General features: G+C 41.5%; 15 protein-coding genes. 7 read left to right on the top strand and 8 right to left on the bottom strand.

Annotation, left to right across the window (positions count from 1 at the left end; genetic code table 11):
* Positions 1 to 63: 63 nt before the first annotated feature.
* The 3 genes from gatB to gatC are packed head-to-tail and all read right to left on the bottom strand — an operon-like array spanning position 64 to position 3,272.
* Positions 64 to 1,509: an Asp-tRNA(Asn)/Glu-tRNA(Gln) amidotransferase subunit GatB gene (gatB, locus tag Q0A08_RS08390; protein ID WP_438466238.1), complete on the bottom strand. Its 1,446-nt coding sequence runs from the start codon at positions 1,507 to 1,509 to the stop codon at positions 64 to 66.
* Between the two features lie 2 nt (positions 1,510 to 1,511).
* Positions 1,512 to 2,972, bottom strand: coding sequence for an Asp-tRNA(Asn)/Glu-tRNA(Gln) amidotransferase subunit GatA (gatA, locus tag Q0A08_RS08385; RefSeq protein WP_438466236.1), 1,461 nt, complete (start codon positions 2,970 to 2,972; stop codon positions 1,512 to 1,514).
* Between the two features lie 12 nt (positions 2,973 to 2,984).
* Entirely contained in the window at positions 2,985 to 3,272 is a 288-nt protein-coding gene (gatC, locus tag Q0A08_RS08380; RefSeq protein WP_046016813.1) for an Asp-tRNA(Asn)/Glu-tRNA(Gln) amidotransferase subunit GatC, read from the bottom strand.
* Positions 3,273 to 3,511: 239 nt separating this feature from the next.
* On the opposite strand from gatC, the gene Q0A08_RS08375 reads away from it, so the two are divergent.
* Genes Q0A08_RS08375 through Q0A08_RS08345 form a run of 7 tightly spaced genes read left to right on the top strand, consistent with a single transcriptional unit; the run spans position 3,512 to position 12,636 of the window.
* Entirely contained in the window at positions 3,512 to 4,555 is a 1,044-nt protein-coding gene (locus Q0A08_RS08375; RefSeq protein ID WP_046016814.1) for a rod shape-determining protein, read from the top strand.
* A 17-nt stretch (positions 4,556 to 4,572) separates the two neighbouring features.
* Positions 4,573 to 5,403: a rod shape-determining protein MreC gene (gene mreC, locus Q0A08_RS08370; RefSeq protein ID WP_438467620.1), complete on the top strand. Its 831-nt coding sequence runs from the start codon at positions 4,573 to 4,575 to the stop codon at positions 5,401 to 5,403.
* Complete coding sequence (gene mreD, locus Q0A08_RS08365; RefSeq protein ID WP_438466233.1) at positions 5,403 to 5,876, top strand: rod shape-determining protein MreD; 474 nt, start codon at positions 5,403 to 5,405, stop codon at positions 5,874 to 5,876. The genes mreC and mreD overlap by 1 nt, the downstream gene beginning before the upstream one ends.
* Before the next feature lie 9 nt (positions 5,877 to 5,885).
* Entirely contained in the window at positions 5,886 to 6,497 is a 612-nt protein-coding gene (locus Q0A08_RS08360) for a Maf family protein (protein ID WP_438466231.1), read from the top strand.
* Positions 6,490 to 7,944 (top strand): ribonuclease G, encoded by a 1,455-nt coding sequence (gene rng, locus Q0A08_RS08355; RefSeq protein ID WP_438466229.1) that lies wholly within the window; start codon positions 6,490 to 6,492, stop codon positions 7,942 to 7,944. Before Q0A08_RS08360 ends, rng begins: the two co-directional genes overlap by 8 nt.
* A gap of 29 nt (positions 7,945 to 7,973) precedes the next feature.
* Positions 7,974 to 11,810: a YhdP family phospholipid transporter gene (locus Q0A08_RS08350; RefSeq protein WP_438466227.1), complete on the top strand. Its 3,837-nt coding sequence runs from the start codon at positions 7,974 to 7,976 to the stop codon at positions 11,808 to 11,810.
* 1 nt (position 11,811) lies between these two features.
* A complete protein-coding gene (locus tag Q0A08_RS08345) occupies positions 11,812 to 12,636 on the top strand; it encodes a carbon-nitrogen hydrolase family protein (protein WP_438466225.1) in 825 nt (274 codons plus the stop codon).
* A gap of 85 nt (positions 12,637 to 12,721) precedes the next feature.
* Here the strand turns inward: Q0A08_RS08345 and yjgA are convergent, their stop codons facing one another.
* The 5 genes from yjgA to Q0A08_RS08320 are packed head-to-tail and all read right to left on the bottom strand — an operon-like array spanning position 12,722 to position 16,834.
* On the bottom strand, positions 12,722 to 13,249 hold the full coding sequence (gene yjgA, locus Q0A08_RS08340; RefSeq protein ID WP_438466223.1) for a ribosome biogenesis factor YjgA: 528 nt from the start codon (positions 13,247 to 13,249) through the stop codon (positions 12,722 to 12,724).
* A gap of 6 nt (positions 13,250 to 13,255) precedes the next feature.
* A complete protein-coding gene (gene mgtE / locus Q0A08_RS08335) occupies positions 13,256 to 14,608 on the bottom strand; it encodes a magnesium transporter (protein ID WP_438466221.1) in 1,353 nt (450 codons plus the stop codon).
* Between the two features lie 12 nt (positions 14,609 to 14,620).
* Positions 14,621 to 14,890, bottom strand: a complete 270-nt coding sequence (locus Q0A08_RS08330; RefSeq protein WP_438466219.1) for an HPr family phosphocarrier protein — start codon at positions 14,888 to 14,890, stop codon at positions 14,621 to 14,623.
* A gap of 8 nt (positions 14,891 to 14,898) precedes the next feature.
* Positions 14,899 to 15,348, bottom strand: a complete 450-nt coding sequence (gene ptsN / locus Q0A08_RS08325) for a PTS IIA-like nitrogen regulatory protein PtsN (RefSeq protein ID WP_438466218.1) — start codon at positions 15,346 to 15,348, stop codon at positions 14,899 to 14,901.
* A gap of 13 nt (positions 15,349 to 15,361) precedes the next feature.
* The gene (locus Q0A08_RS08320; protein ID WP_438466216.1) at positions 15,362 to 16,834 is read right to left on the bottom strand and encodes an RNA polymerase factor sigma-54; all 1,473 of its coding nucleotides are present in this window, start codon (positions 16,832 to 16,834) and stop codon (positions 15,362 to 15,364) included.
* Positions 16,835 to 16,841: the final 7 nt, after the last annotated feature.

Here is a 16,841-nt window from a genome sequence, read left to right as displayed (position 1 = left end):
TAGTTGGTGTTAAAAAAATATAAAAAAACCGCGTATCATACGCGGTTTTTTGTTTTGCAGGTTTTAGCTTTTTAGTAGCTTCATCAAAATCGGGGTAACAATGCCTGGATTAGCCTTACCTTGGGATGCTTTCATGATTTGTCCCATAAAAAAGCCCATCATTTTTTTCTGTTTATCTGCTTCAGCTGCTTTAAACTGTTCTACTTGAGCAGGGTTTGCTGCGATGATTTCTTGAATCATGGCTTCAATAGCGCCTGTGTCAGTAACTTGCTTAAGGCCTTTCTTTTCAATAATTTCATCAGCACTGCCTTCGCCATTCCACATGTCAGCAAGTATGTCTTTTGCAGTTTTTCCATTAATTGTATTGTCTTTAATGCGTGCTAATAATAGGCCCAGGTTGCTCGCATTAACAGGGCTGTCTTTGATGTCTAGCTGGTTTTGGTTTAGTAGCTTGCTTAGCTCGCCCATCACCCAGTTTGCAGATAGTTTAGTGTCACCTGCAGATTTGTTAGTGTCTTCAAAATAATCAGCCATAGGGCGGCTAGAAGAAAGTACACCGGCATCATATTCGCTTAGTTTGTAATCACAGATAAAGCGTGCGGCTTTTTGAGTCGGAAGCTCAGGTAGGCTTGTTTTAATTTCATCAACATACTCTTGTGTCAATACGACAGGGAGTAGGTCTGGGCAAGGGAAATAACGGTAGTCGTTAGCATCTTCTTTCGAGCGCATGCTACGTGTTTCATCTTTATCAGGATCATACAGTCGTGTTTCTTGTGTGATTCTACCGCCATCTTCTAGGATATCAGCTTGTCGTTCGACTTCAGTGTGGATGGCTTTTTCAATGAAACGGAAAGAGTTTACGTTTTTGATTTCGGTGCGAGTGCCGAATTCTTCTTGGCCTTTAGGGCGTAGTGAGATGTTAACGTCACAACGCATAGAGCCTTCTGCCATGTTGCCATCGCAAATGCCAAGGTAGGTTACGATAGAGTGAATCATCTTAACGTATGCAACGGCTTCTTTTGCTGAGCGAATGTCTGGCTCAGAAACGATTTCTAATAATGGAGTGCTTGAGCGGTTTAAATCTATGCCAGACATGCCATGAAAATCTTCGTGTAAAGACTTGCCAGCGTCTTCTTCTAGGTGGGCACGAGTGATACCGACGCGTTTTGTTGTGCCATCTTCAAGGGCTACATCTAGGTGGCCGATACCAACAATTGGGTCGTCCATTTGGCTGGTTTGATAGCCTTTTGGTAAATCTGGGTAGAAGTAGTTTTTACGAGCAAAAACAGATGTCATGCCAATGTCTGCATTGACGGCGTGTCCAAACATCACAGCCATTCTAAGGGCTTCCTTGTTAAAAACAGGAAGAGCACCTGGCATGCCTAAGTCAACTAAGGTTGTTTGAGTGTTTGCGTCAGCACCAAAGCTAACAGGTGCGCCAGAGAAGAGTTTAGATTGCGTGGATAGTTGGGCGTGAATCTCAAGGCCTATAACGATTTCCCAGTTCATTCTTATGCTCCTTTTTCCATGCTAGGGGTTTGTAGGTGCCAATCAGTTACTTGCTGGAACTGGTGTGCAATGTTAAGTAGTTTTGATTCAGCAAAATAGTTGCCCATAATTTGTAGGCCAACAGGCATTTTATTGCTAAAGCCTGCCGGTACTGACATGGCTGGGATGCCTGCTAAGTTTACTGACAAGGTGTAGATATCTTCTAGATACATGGCAACAGGGTCATCTGTTTTGCTGCCAATAGCAAAGGCGGTACTTGGCGCAACAGGGCCCATAATAACGTCAACTTCATTTAGAGTATTAACAAAGTCCTGCTTAATTAAGCGACGAATTCGCTGTGCTTTTAAGTAGTAAGCATCGTAATAACCTTCTGATAGTGCATATGTACCGACCATGATGCGCTTTTGTACTTCCTTGCTAAAGCCCTCTGCGCGAGATCTCATATACATATCTAACAGGTCTTTTGGTTCATCGCAGCGGTGGCCATAACGAACGCCGTCAAACCTTGATAGATTAGAAGAGGCTTCGGATGGTGCAATGACATAATAAGCTGGAATGCTTAATTTTAAGTTAGGTAGTGATATATCAATAACACTAGCACCTAATTTCTCAAACTCTTTTACCGCTTCTCTGATTGCATCAGCGACGCCTTGTTCTAGGCCTTCGCCAAAGTACTCTTTAGGTAGACCTATCTTTAAACCCGTAAGTGGTTTGTTTAGGTCGGCTAAGTAGTCTTGAGTGTCTACTTCTGCAGATGTCGAATCTTGTGGATCGAAGCCCGCAATGGCGTTCATCAAGTGAGCGCAATCTTCTGCGCTACGAGCCATAGGACCAGCTTGGTCTAAACTGGAGGCGTATGCAATCATGCCAAAGCGAGACACTCGACCGTAAGTTGGTTTAAGGCCTGTGATACCACAAAAAGAAGCGGGCTGACGAATTGAGCCGCCGGTATCTGTTCCAGTTGTTGCAACGGCCATCCCAGCTGCGACTGCTACAGCAGAGCCGCCAGAAGAGCCTCCAGGAACTAGGTCTGTATTCCAAGGATTCTTCACGAGGCCGTAATGGCTGTTTTCATTAGAAGAGCCCATTGCAAACTCATCCATGTTTGTTTTGCCAAGCATGATTGCGCCAGCTTGTTCTAGGCGAGCTGTTACGGTTGACTCATAAGGTGGGATGAAGTTATTTAGCATTTTTGAGGCGCAGGTTGTTTTAATGCCGTTAGTGCAGAATAAGTCTTTATGCGCAATCGGTATGCCGGCTAATGGACCTGCTGTGCCGGCTTGAATCGCTTCATCAGCTTTTTGGGCTGCAGCAAGTGCTGATTCAGAGCACACAGTGATATAGCTATTTAGGCTAGGGTTTAGTTCCTTGATTTTATCAAGGTAGCTTTGTGTTAATTCGACGCTTGTGATTTCTTTGTTGCGTAGCTTTTGTACAAGGCTAGAGATGTTTTGTTCAAGCATGATGGTATCCAATTAATCAATCACTTTGGGCACTAAGAAAAGGCCTGCTTCTGTGCTTGGAGCATTCGCTAGGAAAGCTTCGCGACGGTTTTCTTCTGTTACTTCATCTGCACGTAATCTTTGTGTCATTTCCAACGGATTGGAAAGCGGCTCTACACCATCTGTATCGACTGACTGCATTTGCTCAACTAGTTCTAAAACGCTGGAAAGAGATGATTGATATTGAGAAGCATCTTCTTCAGTGAGTGCTAGGCGCGCTAAATGAGCAATTTTTTGCACGTCTTGTTTATCTAGAGACATATTTCACCCATAAATAGTGTGTTGTAAAAAATGTTGGCTATTGTATCGAGAACCAAGGTTGGGTGATAGAGGATTGCCTTAAAAACTGATTAATAAGCCGCTAAATTAAAAAAATTTTAATAAACAATGAAATAGCACCCTCTATTTTGTAGAAAAGCGTGTATTCAGCTTGCCGAATGGGCCTTGGATTGGTACATTTTTACGCTGTTCGTATCGTATCTATCAGGGTGTTGAAATTCATGTTTAAGAAAATCAGGGGAATGTTTTCAAGCGATTTGTCGATTGACCTAGGGACGGCGAATACCCTTATCTATGTTCGCGACCGTGGAATCGTGCTTGATGAACCCTCCGTTGTGGCAATTCGCCATAACGGCAATCAAAAAACCGTTGCGTCCGTTGGTACTGATGCGAAGCGTATGTTGGGTAGAACACCCGGCAATATTACCGCTATTCGCCCATTAAAAGACGGCGTCATTGCAGACTTTCATGTTACTGAAAAAATGCTGCAGTATTTTATTTCGAAAGTTCACGAAAACAGTTTAATGAAGCCAAGCCCTCGTGTTCTTGTTTGTGTGCCTTGTAAATCAACGCAAGTTGAGAGACGAGCTATCAAAGAGTCTGCGTTAGGTGCAGGTGCTCGCGAAGTTTACATTATTGAAGAGCCTATGGCCGCGGCAATTGGTGCAGGCCTGCCTGTAGCAGAAGCGTCGGGTTCTATGGTGATTGATATTGGTGGTGGTACTACCGAGATTGCAATCATCTCATTAAATGGTGTTGTAACATCTGAATCTATTCGTGTTGGTGGTGACCGCTTTGATGAGGCCATTACGACTTATGTACGTCGTGCATACGGTAGCTTAATTGGTGATGCCACAGCAGAAAAAATCAAAACTGAAATCGGTATGGCATATCATACGGGTGAAGAGTTACAGATTGATGTTCGTGGTCGTAACTTGGCTGAAGGTATTCCGCGAAGCTTCACGCTTAGTAGCACTGAAATTCTTGATGCTTTACAAGAGCCTCTTGCGCAAATCGTTCAGGCAGTTAAAGGTGTGCTTGAGCAATCTCCACCAGAGCTGGCTGCTGATATTGGTGAAACAGGTTTAGTGTTAACTGGTGGTGGTGCTTTGTTGCGTGAAATTGACCGCCTTATCAGTGAAGAAACTGGATTGCCTGTGATTATTGCTGATGACCCACTGACTTGCGTTGCTCGTGGTGGTGGTATGGCATTAGAAATGATAGACAAACATGCTTCAGAACTCTTTACTGCTGATAATGAGTAAAAGGTTAGAGGTGAGCTATTAGTACTCTCTTTTTTGAAGGTAAGGTTTCTGGCTTACGGTTTTTTTTGCTAGTGATTTTATCTTCTATCATGATCATTGCGGATGCTCGAAGTGGATTTTTTAATCCACTTCGCCCTTATTTAAGCTTTCTTGTTACACCTATTCAAGTTGTTGTGAATGCACCTCAACAAGCTATTTCTTGGGGAGTAGAGCATCTTGCTAGCCGTGAATACCTTGTCTCTGAAAATCAAAGGTTAAATCAAGACGTTTTAGTGCTGCGAAGCCGCTTGCAAAAGCTGGATTCTTTGCGTGCTGAAAATGTGCGTCTACGTGAACTTTTAGATGCTTCTCAACAAGTCGAAGCTAAAATCATCATGGCGGAAGTAATTGGCTTTGACCAAAATGCTTATAGTCATAAAATCATGATTGATAAGGGGTTCTCTTCTGGTGCTTATGTTGGCCAGTCTGTATTAGATGCAACTGGGGTGATGGGGCAGATTGTTGAAGCCGGTGCCTATAATAGTCGCGTATTGTTAATTGCCGATGCGAGTCATTTTGTACCTGTGCAATTATCTCGTACTGGATTAAGAAGTATTTTGCGTGGTACAGGTGATCTTAAGCGTCTTGCCTTGATGAATGTGCCGCATTCGGCTGATATCAAGAAAGGTGATGTGCTGACAACCTCGGGGTTGGATGACAGGTTTCCAAGTGATTACCCTGTTGGTGTGGTTAAATCTGTCGCAAATATCTCTGGTAAGCCCTACGCTGATGTCGAAGTGGTTCCTCTTGCTCAACTTGAACGAAGTCGACATGTAATGTTAATTGATGTGCCGGAGTCTCAGCGCTAATGAAAGCCAGTTTGGTATTTTTGGTCACCCTCCTTTTTGCTCTCATGCTTGAAGCTTTGCCTTTTCCAGATGCATTTGTTTGGTTTAGGCCAGAGTGGGCGCTTTTAGTTATCTTGTATTGGGTTATAGCGCTCCCTTATCGTGTTGGAGTGGGTGTTGCTTGGATGTTGGGTATTATGGTCGACCTTTTGCAGGGTGGGGTATTAGGCCAGCATTCTTTAACTTATGTCATTATTGCGTTTACCTGTGCTGTTTTTTATCAAAGATTGCGTATGTATCACTCTTGGCAGCAGGGGGTATTTGTAGGGCTTCTTGTTAGTATTAGTCAGTTGGTAGATTTTTGTATTGATAGATATCTTGGAGATGCGGAACCTACTCTTATGATTTTTGTACCTGCTATTATTACTGGGGCTTTATGGCCTTGGTCCTTTGTTGTGTTACGTAGTATTCGACGTATGTACGCCATCCGTTAAGGAAATAGAATGATATTGTTAGCTTCAGCATCACCACGCAGAAAAAGTTTATTAGGGCAGTTGGTGAGGGAGTTCGATATCTTGCCTGCTGATATAGATGAAACCCCATTTGAAAACGAAGATGCCGCTGAATACGTTCAGCGTATGGCAGTTGAAAAGGCTAAGGCAAGTGCTGACTTGTCTTTGCAGACTGAACTTTCCCCTCCTGATAGGTCTATTATTATAGGCTCAGATACAAGCGTTGTTCTTAATGGAGAGATCTTAGGGAAGCCTGAAAATTTTGAGCATGCAAGATCCATGTTGCGCTCTTTATCTGGTAAGACTCACCAAGTTATGACTGCTGTATGTTTATTTGATGCTAGGTTTGATCACTTAGTTGTTCAAAACGTCATAACTCAAGTGACATTTTGTCAGATATCTGATCTTGAGATTAGTCGTTATTGGGCGAGTGGTGAGCCGCAAGATAAAGCTGGGAGTTATGGTGTTCAAGGGCTAGGTTCTGTTTTTGTCGAACAAATCAATGGTTCTTTTTCTGCTGTGGTTGGTTTGCCTATGTTTGAAACGGCGCAGTTATTGCAACAAGTGGGAATAGAGCCATTACAGGAGATGTCCAATGAGTGAAGATGTTTTAATCAATGTAACCCCGATGGAAATTCGAGTCGCTCTTGTTGAAAATGGTGTTTTACAAGAAGTATATATCGAAAGATCTACCCGTAAAGGTATTGTGGGTAATATTTATCAGGGTAAGGTTGTCCGCGTTTTGCCTGGTATGCAGGCAGCGTTTGTTGATATAGGGTTAGAAAGGGCCGCGTTTATTCATGTTTCTGAGGTGGCTGAGCGTGATGCTATTAATCCAAGTGATCAAATTGGTGACTATTTAAGAGAAGGTCAGTCTTTGGTTGTGCAAGTGACTAAGGACCCTATTAGTACTAAAGGTGCTAGGCTCACAACTCATTTATCTATCCCTTCACGTTATTTGGTTTATATGCCAGACCAATCTCATGTTGGTGTCAGTCAAAGAATTGAAGATGAGGCAGAGAGAGAAAGATTAAAACAGCTTGTTTCAGCTGCACTGACTGAGGCTGATGAGACAAGTGGCTATATTTTAAGAACAGCGGCAGAAGGTGCTGGCGAAGAAGAAATCTTAGCGGATATTAAATTCTTAACGCGTTTATGGCAGTCGGTTAAAAAGCGTATAAGTTCTGCAAAAGCGCCTTCAGTAATCTATGATGATTTACCATTACATTTGCGTACCATGCGTGACTTAGTCAGTCTTAAAACTGAAAAAATACGGATAGATTCTAGAGAGAATTACGCTAAATTAAAGTCTTTTGCGGAAGAGTTTATACCTGAGGTGGGGCAAAGGGTCGAATACTATCCTGGTGAGCGACCTATCTTTGATATTTATAGTGTTGAAGATGAAATTCAAAAAGCCTTAGATCGAAAAGTTCAGCTCAAATCTGGTGGTTATCTATTAGTAGAGCAGACAGAGTCAATGACCACTATTGATGTGAATACGGGTGCATTTGTAGGTAGTCGCAACTTAGAAGAAACTATTTACAAAACTAACTTAGAGGCGGCTACTGCGATAGGTCGTCAATTAAGGTTACGTAACTTAGGCGGCATTATCATTATTGACTTCATTGATATGGAGGATGAAGAGCATAAGCGACAAGTCTTGCGTATGTTAGAGAAAGTTTTAGATGTTGATCATGCCAAAACTAAGATTACGGGTGTTTCTGAATTAGGCTTAGTCGAAATGACGCGGAAGCGGACGCGTGAAAGCTTAGGGCAAACTTTATGTGAGCCATGTCGCTCTTGTCGCGGCAGTGGTTTGGTTAAAACGCCTGAAACTGTATGTTATGAAGTCTTTAGAGAAATACTTCGTGCTGATCGGGCTTATGATTCACCAACTTATGCTGTTTTGGCGTCACGATCTGTTATTGATCGTATGCAAGAAGAAGAAAGTGCTAGCGTGGCTGAGTTAGAAGCGTTTATTGGTAAGAGTATTCATTTCCAGATAGAAACCATGTATACCCAAGACCAATATGATGTGGTCATTCGATAATTGTTTGTGATTGATAAGTGTCTAGTCGAATGAACTTGAGTGTGAAGCGGGTTGCCGATGTAGTTTGGTGGCTCTTGGTTTCAATTGTTCTATTTTTTGCCAGTATCATGTTATTGGTGAAATTTTCATTGCCCTATGCTGATGAATATCGATACCAGATAGAAAGAAACTTAAGTCAGGTTTCTGGTTATGAGATAGGAATTGAGAATATATCGGCGAAATTGGAAGGTCTGGATCCAAGCTTTTCAATTGATGGATTGAGTTTAAAAGTTGAGGGTGAATCTCAACCTTTAAGGTTTGAGCGATTAATGATTCGCCTAAACTTATGGCAATCATTGATTAAATTTGAGCCAAACTTTAGTTATATCCGTTTATATCAAACACAGGTTAGCTTATCTGAGCAGTCAGGTCATTGGTCCTTAACTGGCTTGCCTGTGGTTGCATCTCAAAATACGGGCGGCTTTACTCGTATCTTCAATTATTTTTTAGACCAAAGGCAAATTTCGTTAATAGGTACACAAGTCTCAATTCAAAGTGAGCGTGTTGGTATCATTAACTTATCTTCTGATGCTATGTACCTTCAAAGAACTGCTTCTGGTATTGGTGTGAGCGCGAATGTTCAGCATCAAAACTATGATGAAGAGTTTAAGCTTAATGCTGAGATTCAGGGAGACTTGAGTCGACCCAAAAGTTTGAAGTTTATAGCTGAACTTGATCTGCCTGAAATGAGCTTTAGTAAGACCGAACTTATTGAGCTTGAGAAACTGCAGCTTTCTCAATTGGATTTTGGTGCTAAATTGTGGGTATCTTATTCCTCAGGCTCCGGCTTTTCTGTAGTGGGGGATCTTAATTTACAGCCCAAATTGTTTACCGGAGAAGTGTTATCTTTTAGTTCTAAGCTTAATTCCCAATACTCCCTCAATACGAGGAAACTCAGTCTCCAGTTGGTTGATTTAGTGATTAACAGAGATAATGTTTTATTCCCTGCAGCAAATATTAAGATAGATAAAGACTTTAAATTAGGAGTGACGGAGGTTGTGTTCGACCGCCTGGACCTAGGATTAGGGATTGATCTGGCTATCCCATATTTAAAAAAGTCGTGGTTTGTTACTAAGATGTTGTCAGCAATGCAGGCTCAGGGGGTTGCTGAGAATGGGCATCTGAAAATAATAGAAGCTCCAGAACTATCTGTTACTTATGAGGGGAATTTATTCATAGAGTCGGCTGATGGTTATCAAAATATTCCAAAAGCGGAGCGATTAGAGGCGATTCTGACAATTGATAATGATCAAGGGTCAATTGGCTTTGCTTCAAATAATGCCAGTTTAGCTTTTCCTCTCATGTATCAAGATGCTTGGCAGCTTGATGGGGTGGTCGGTCATGTTGCATGGGGGTCACAGCAGGATAGTTTTTTAGTGTCAGCAAATAATTTGTATTTAAGTCGAAATGGTGCGGATCTGACGGGTGATTTTCGATTAGAGGTTGTTCAAAACGGCAATGATACATTGGCGCTAGATATTCATGGTGAAAACCTTGTTATGTCTGATGGCTTGGCTTACATCCCAGATAGCGTTTTGCCAGAATCTGCCAATGAATGGCTCAATGAATCCTTAATAGAGGGCCGTGCAAAACAGGCTGACTTTGTGTTGCAAACTGAGTTATCTAAAGGTGCTAGTCCGCAATTTTTAGTTAATCTTGATGTTGATAGTGTGAAAGTTAAATTTGCATCAGATTGGCCAATTGCAAAAAAGGTGGATGCGGCTGTTTATATTGATGATGCAGGTGTTGAGCTTGAACTAAATTATGCAGCATTGGCTGATGTAGAGAGTAGAGATCTATCATTATCTATCCCTTTCATAGAGGGTGGTATAGGGCCTTTAAGCCTAGAGGGTAGGTTAACTGATGATCTTGGTGATGTTATGTCGTTGCTTGCTCAGACGGATTTGGCAACGAATGCGCTTAAGCCATTTCAGTCTTGGCATGCTAAGGGTGTGGCAAAAGGTGAGTTTAAATTAATGCTTCCATTAGTGAGTGAGCATAAAGAGGCTCCACATTTTAACCTTGCTTTACGGCTTAAAGATAACTTGCTTCAAATAACTGACCTTGAGCTATCTGGTAAAGTGCTTGAAGGGGTGTTGAACTACGATACAAAGAAAGGCATTTATAATTCAAACTTTGATATAGAGGCCTTTTCTGGCGCGACTAAGCTGAATTTATATGGGGATGTATTGCCTTCAGGTGACTTATTGGTTAGGGCGGATATTAAAGGTGATTTAGACCTTGAAGAGGTTATGGCCTGGCAGAAACTACCTAAAATGTTGACGAAGGCAGTGCAGGGGGAAGTTGATTTTACGGCTGATTTTACTATCAACCCAGACTTACCTGCTTTAATAAATGTTAATGCTGAGACTAATTTAAAGGGGGCGAGTTTATCTCTCCCTGTTCCTTTCGCTAAAACGACAAATACTCAAAAGCCCTTAGCGCTTTCGATTGATGTGTTATCTGATTATGCTGACGTGTCTATCTTATATGATGGTAATTACCGCTCTAAGTTACGTTTCTCTGAATCTGGCTTTTATGGCGGTCAAGTGCTGATTAATAATGCTAATGAGAGTGATTTTGAGGTGAGCTCGGGTCTATCTCTTAAGGGGCAACTACCTCATGTTGAGCTTGCTGCATGGCGGAAATTTTTAAATGAACCAGATGATACGAATACATCTTCGCCGCAAAATTTACGTCTGTTTGTGCCAGAGTGGCTTTCTTTTGTAAATCTGATAGTTGATCAAGTCAGACTTAACGAAGATAACTTGTTGCACAATGTTAAAGTTCAATATGACATTAGTAAGCGTCCAAGCGATATTTACCTTAATTCTGAAGAAATGAGTTTGCAGCTAACAAAGGATCTGCAGGGGCCTGTTGTGAACTTTTCCTATCTTAGCTGGAATAGTCCAGCTAAAGACGATAAGCAAGGTATTGAAGTTGATGCTGCGAAGGTTGCCGATTCTGCTGTCATTAAGGCTCAGCAAATTCCTACCATGTCACTGAATATAAATGAATTAGTTGTTAATAATCAGCCATATGGTGATTGGCAGTTAATGATTACAAACTTGGGTAAAAAAATCAGAATTGATCCATTTTCTACCGAGCTAACTGAAGGGGATTTTGTTGGTAGCCTGTTTTGGCAGGATGATGAGCATTCTAATGTCGAATTTCTGCTTAATGTTGATGGTGGGGATATTGATGAGTTGACGAGAAAATTTTCTAATCAAACATTGCTGACTTCTAAGGAATATAAAATCAATGTCAGTTTGAGTTGGTTGGGTACACCATTTGATATTCAAAGAGATACCTTGACGGGGCGCATTGAATTTTTATCGAAAAATGGTGTTTTGGAAAAGGTGAATGAGTTGCCTAGTTTCTTGAAAGCTTTAGGGATTTTCAACTTGCATGCGTTAGCGCGCAGATTGACCTTAGACTTTTCTGATGTCAGTTCGGATGGGCTAACCTATGATAAAATGTCAACGTCACTGGTTATTCAAAATGGTCAGTTAAATACAAGTAAGCCTTTGAGTATTGTGTCGCCAACAGTTGAAATTGAGTTGCAAGGTAATGCAGACCTAGTAACAGAGACGCTAGATGAAAGAATGATTGCCTATTTTCCTTTAGGTAATGCTTTACCTATTGCTGGCTTTTTACTTGGTATGCCTCAGGTTGCGGGTATTCTATATATAACGGATAAAATTTTTGGTGATAAGTTATCAAAAGTGACCAGTGTTGAATATTTGATAAAAGGGCCTTTTGCGGATCCTATTATTACGCCAGTGGTACATACACCTAAAGTTCGGCCCAAAAACAGGGATAAATAACATGAAGATCGCAGCAATTCAGCTTACTAGTAAGGATGATTGGCAAGCTAATTTAACTGATATTCGAGAGATGACTAAGAGTGCTGCCAAGCAGGGTGCCAAATTGGTTGTATTACCTGAGAATGCTCTCATGTTTGCAGGTAATAAAATGCGTCCTTTAGCTGAATCATCTGAACAAGAATTTATATTGGCTGAACTTTCACGGTTGGCAAAGCACCATAAAATACACTTGGTTGTTGGTTCGCACCCAAGTTTAAATCGCCCTGATGGTAGCCTAGTCGACGGTGGGAGAGTGCGTCAGTCTTGTTTGGTATTTGGTGTAGATGGTGAATTGAAGGCTAGGTACGACAAGATACACCTTTTTGATGTCATGGTATCTGATCAAAATGGTCAGTATATGGAGTCAAAAGTAATCGAGCCTGGACAGCTAGACCCCATTGTTGTTGATATTGACGGTGTGAAGCTTGGTCTGTCGATTTGTTATGATGTTAGGTTTCCTGAAATGTATCGAAAGCTTGCTGATTGCGGCGCTGATTTGGTTGTCGTACCTGCTGCTTTTACCTATCGCACAGGTGAGGCCCATTGGCACACTTTGCTAAAGTGTCGTGCGATAGAGAATCAATTTTATGTTCTTGGAGTGAATCAGTGTGGACATCACTCTAGTACACGTCATACCTATGGGAATTCAACTTGCTATTCTCCTTGGGGTGACTGTGTTGGGCAATTGGAGCACGAACCTGATGTGCTGCTGATAGAGATAGATTTAACAAAAATAAATGAGAGTCGTGGCACTATGCCAGTTCATAGTCATAGGCGTTTTAATTAGATGCTATTAAGTGTTGATTATGAAATAAAAAGCGCTTTTTTAAGCGCTTTTTTATTTCTATTAATAGCTAAATCCCTGGTAGGAATTAGGCTAATCCAAGTTTTTTATCTTGAATTTCCCTTAATAGCTTAAATAGCTTTTTACGGTTTGTTGTTTTGCCGCTTTGGCTTACTTCTTTTTGAGCTTGTCTAATGAGTTGTCTGAAGTGTTGAATATCAATGTCTGGGTTTTCATTTAAATATTCTTGGAGAACACTTTGGCTGTTCTCACCAATCAAGGCATCACGTAAGTTTTCAAGTTGATGAAACATTTTATTGTGAGCGGCTGACGTTGTATCAAATAACTCGATGCGAGCGGCAATCTTCTCGTGATCCTCTGTTCGCATAATACGTCCGATATATTGCATATGACGGCGCATAGCTTCATGTTTTTTGATGCGATCAGCTTCAGCGAGAGCGTCTCTTAATGTGTCAGACATCTCAACTTTTTTCTGTTGTGCTTTGCTTAAACCTAACAGTTTTTTGCCCAAAGCTTGTAAGGCTTCCATTTCACGCTTTATTTGGGTTTTGCTGATAAAGTTTTCGTCGTCTTCTAATTGTTCAAAATCTGTCATGTGAGCCTAAATAAGAAAGATAGTTGCTAGCCCTAAAAAGGATAAAAAACCGACTACGTCAGTGACTGTAGTGAGTATTACGTTACCCGCAAGTGCAGGGTCTATGCCCAAACGCTTTAATGTAATAGGGAGGAGTGTGCCGACTAGTGCGGCAAACAGTAAATTTATGATTAATGCGCCCGCTATGATATAGGCAATCTCAATGTTGTCAAACCAATATGCGGTTAAAGCGCCAACAACGATTGCCCATAAAATACCATTTAAAAAGCCGACGACAATTTCTCGGTTTAAAAGCCACCGTGTGTTAGCGGCGCCAATGTGGCCTAGTGCTATCCCCCTTATGACTAATGTTAGTACTTGAGAGCCTGCTATACCGCCCATACTTGCAACAATAGGCATAAGAATGGCGAGGGCTACAACTTGATCTATGGTGTTTTGAAAAAGCCCAATAACATAAGACGCAATAAAAGCAGTAATCAAATTGATGCCTAACCAAACGGCACGGCGCTTAGAGGTTTGCATAATGGGAGCAAAAGTATCTTCATCGTCATCAAGGCCGGCCATGCTTAACATCGAGTGCTCTGCCTCATCTCGAATGACGTCGACCACATCATCGATTGTAATACGACCTAGCAGTTTACCTGATGCTTCATCAATGACAGGTGCTGATACTAGATCCATCTTCTCAAACAGTTGAGCGACTTCACTTGCTGGTGCGTCAGCTTCGATGACAGTTGTTTCTGTTTCCATGATTTCTCGTACGCTCGCATCTGGGTCTGCAACGAGAAGTTTAGTAAGAGGGAGTGTACCTAAAAACCTATCAGAGCGACTGACGACTAATAGGCTGTCAGTCATGTCGGGTAGGCTTGCGTGTCGTCTTAAGAAACGAAATGCGATATCTATTGTAATATTTGGTCTAACAGTAATGGTATCGGTATTCATTAAGCCGCCAGCAGAGTCTTCTGGGTAGCTTAATAGGGATTCGACTCTTGATCTGTCCTGAGCTGTCATTGATGCTAGTACTTCAGCAACGACTGTCTCAGGTAGGTTTTGAAGTATGTCTGCTAAATCATCACTTTCTAACTGCTCAGTCACTGCGACCAGCTGCTCAGTATCCATTTCCTTTAAAAATTGGACGCTGATATCTTCGCTTAGATACTGGAGTATCTCGCCTTCATTCTTTTGTTCAATGAGGTCCCATAAAAGACGTCTTTCTTTCGGGGGTGAGGATTCTAGGAGGCGAGCGACGTCTTGCGCAGGTAAGGCGCCATTAAGTAAGTACTTAATTTGCATTGTGCCACCTGACTCAAGTGAGTCGGTGACCGTTTGCAAGTGTTGTTGCGTATCCTGTTCAACCATTTTCTATAGGCTTTATTCTTCTTCGTCAAAACGATTGTTGATAAGGGTGGTAATGGCGTCAAGCGCAGCGGCTTCATCTTCACCATTAGTTTTAATGATGATGTTAGTGCCTTTGGATGCAGCGAGCATCATCATTGCCATAATGCTTTTACCATCAACATTGCGTCCTTCTTTGTCTATCGTAATATCACAAGAAAATCGTGATGTGGTTTCTACTAGTTTGCCTGCGGCTCTAGCATGTAAACCTAGTTTGTTAATGATTGTGATCTCTTGCTCTAACATGTTGATCCCTATAACAATGATTTGAATGTATCGTAAAGTGCCTGGTTTGAATTTGCTTGTCTTAAAGACTCAAGTTTTTCAGGAGACTGAGCAAACTCTGCGATTTGACCTAATGTCGTAAGGTGGTGATCGCATTCTTGTGGCGGCACAATTAAAGCAAATATTAGATCGACTTTCTTACGATCTATAGCGTCAAAATCAATCGCTTTTTCTAGGGAGATAACAACCATGGCGGTATGGTTTGCTTCTTCTAGGCGACAGTGAGGTACTGCGATGCCTTGTCCTACACCAGTGCTTCCTAGCTTCTCACGAGCAAGCAAAGCATCAAAAACAGCTTCTTTATCGCAATGAAGTCTATCGGCTACCAGATTAGCAATATTCTCAAGTGTTCTTTTCTTACTTGTTGTTGCAAGGTTTGCTATTACTAGCTCTGGTTTTAAAATGTTAGTTAATGACACTTTCAATTCCGCTTTATATTAGTCTTTTTCGTTCATTTGAAGGGGGGATGTTCATTGCTTCACGGTATTTAGCAACGGTTCTCCTTGCCACTTGTATGCCTTGATCTGCCAATGCCGTTGCAAGCTTGTTGTCGCTTAAGGGTTTTTTGGCGGGTTCATCTGTAATGAGTTTTTTGATCATGGCTCGGATTGCTGTTGAAGAACATTCTCCTCCAGAGTCAGTGCTTACATGACTTGAGAAGAAGTATTTCAATTCAAAGATACCTCTTGGGGTATGCATATACTTCTGGGTAGTAACGCGTGAAATGGTGGATTCATGCATGCCAACTTCTTCAGCAACATCATGCAGTACCATCGGTTTCATTGCTTCTTCACCTAACTCAAAAAAATCAATTTGCTTTTCAACAATACAGCTAGCAACTTTGAGTAGGGTTTCGTTACGACTTTGAATGCTTTTCAAAAACCACTTAGCTTCTTGCAGTGAGTTTTTAATGTAATTTACTTCTTCAGTTTTCTTTGAGCTATTAGCAAGTGAAGAGTAGGTCTTATTGATTCTGACAGGAGGTAGAGCGTCGTTGTTGAGTTCTACTTGCCAAATATCATTTCGCTTTCTGACATTCACATCAGGGATAACATAATCGGTATCATCTTGATCTATGAGAGAGCCCGGTCTTGGGTTTAATTGCTGTATTAGCGCAATAACCTCTTTTAGGGCTTCTTCTTTAAGTTTGGTCTTTCTTGATAGTTGAGTGAAGTCTCGGCTACCCAGTAATGCTAGATGTTGGTTTATTAAGTTGTGCGTGCTCTTGTAGAGAGGGTGATCTTTGTAAGCTTGCAACTGTACTAGCAAGCACTCTCTTAAATCGGCAGAGCAAACGCCAACAGGGTCAAAGCACTGTAGTCTATGTTGTACAGCTAATACTTCGTCTTCTTCTAGCTCTTCAAGTTGTGGGGTTAAGCCTTGCCAAATATCATTAATGGTAATGCTTAAATAGCCATCTGGTTGAACGCATTCAATAATAGAATAAGCAATTTCTATGTCACGTTCAGAGAAAGGGGTTAAATTGAGTTGCCATATGAGGTGGTCTTGAATGCTTTCAGAAGGGGCGTTTCGGCTTTCGAAATCAAAGTCATTGTCATAGCTTTGGCCTTCTGATGCGGCAGCTGAGTTCTGATAGGTGTCATCCCAAGAGCTGTCGATGGATAGTTCTTCAGGGATGCTTTCTGTCCATTCGGACTCTACTCGCGCTTCATCATTGTTCTGACTATTTGCGCTAGCTTCATTATCTTTTTTGTCAGTGCTTTCTTCTACATTTGTGTCATTAAAATCATCGTCATCCATCTCTAATAATGGGTTAGATTCTAAGAACTCATGAATTTCTTGTTGTAAGTCCAATGTAGATAATTGCAGTAAACGTATAGCTTGCTGCAATTGAGGGGTCATGGTCAGTTGTTGACCAATTTTTAACTGTAAAGATTGCTTCATAGTGAAA

Origin of the sequence: Marinomonas sp. PE14-40 (genome assembly GCF_051623805.1) — a bacterium.
In the GTDB taxonomy this organism is placed as follows: Bacteria; Pseudomonadota; Gammaproteobacteria; order Pseudomonadales; family Marinomonadaceae; genus Marinomonas.
The sequence above is the reverse complement of the archived record's forward strand: the minus strand, read 5'-3'. Positions and strand labels throughout refer to the sequence as shown.

Excerpts from the sequence above, each read along its gene's own strand:
- gatB (WP_438466238.1), bottom strand. The coding sequence starts at position 1,509 with ATGAACTGGGAAATCGTTATAGGCCTTGAGATTCACGCCCAACTATCC.
- gatA (WP_438466236.1), bottom strand. The coding sequence starts at position 2,972 with ATGCTTGAACAAAACATCTCTAGCCTTGTACAAAAGCTACGCAACAAA.
- gatC (WP_046016813.1), bottom strand. The coding sequence starts at position 3,272 with ATGTCTCTAGATAAACAAGACGTGCAAAAAATTGCTCATTTAGCGCGC.
- Q0A08_RS08375 (WP_046016814.1), top strand. The coding sequence starts at position 3,512 with ATGTTTAAGAAAATCAGGGGAATGTTTTCAAGCGATTTGTCGATTGAC.
- mreD (WP_438466233.1), top strand. The coding sequence starts at position 5,403 with ATGAAAGCCAGTTTGGTATTTTTGGTCACCCTCCTTTTTGCTCTCATG.
- Q0A08_RS08360 (WP_438466231.1), top strand. The coding sequence starts at position 5,886 with ATGATATTGTTAGCTTCAGCATCACCACGCAGAAAAAGTTTATTAGGG.
- rng (WP_438466229.1), top strand. The coding sequence starts at position 6,490 with ATGAGTGAAGATGTTTTAATCAATGTAACCCCGATGGAAATTCGAGTC.
- Q0A08_RS08350 (WP_438466227.1), top strand. The coding sequence starts at position 7,974 with ATGAACTTGAGTGTGAAGCGGGTTGCCGATGTAGTTTGGTGGCTCTTG.
- Q0A08_RS08345 (WP_438466225.1), top strand. The coding sequence starts at position 11,812 with ATGAAGATCGCAGCAATTCAGCTTACTAGTAAGGATGATTGGCAAGCT.
- yjgA (WP_438466223.1), bottom strand. The coding sequence starts at position 13,249 with ATGACAGATTTTGAACAATTAGAAGACGACGAAAACTTTATCAGCAAA.
- mgtE (WP_438466221.1), bottom strand. The coding sequence starts at position 14,608 with ATGGTTGAACAGGATACGCAACAACACTTGCAAACGGTCACCGACTCA.
- Q0A08_RS08330 (WP_438466219.1), bottom strand. The coding sequence starts at position 14,890 with ATGTTAGAGCAAGAGATCACAATCATTAACAAACTAGGTTTACATGCT.
- Q0A08_RS08320 (WP_438466216.1), bottom strand. The coding sequence starts at position 16,834 with ATGAAGCAATCTTTACAGTTAAAAATTGGTCAACAACTGACCATGACC.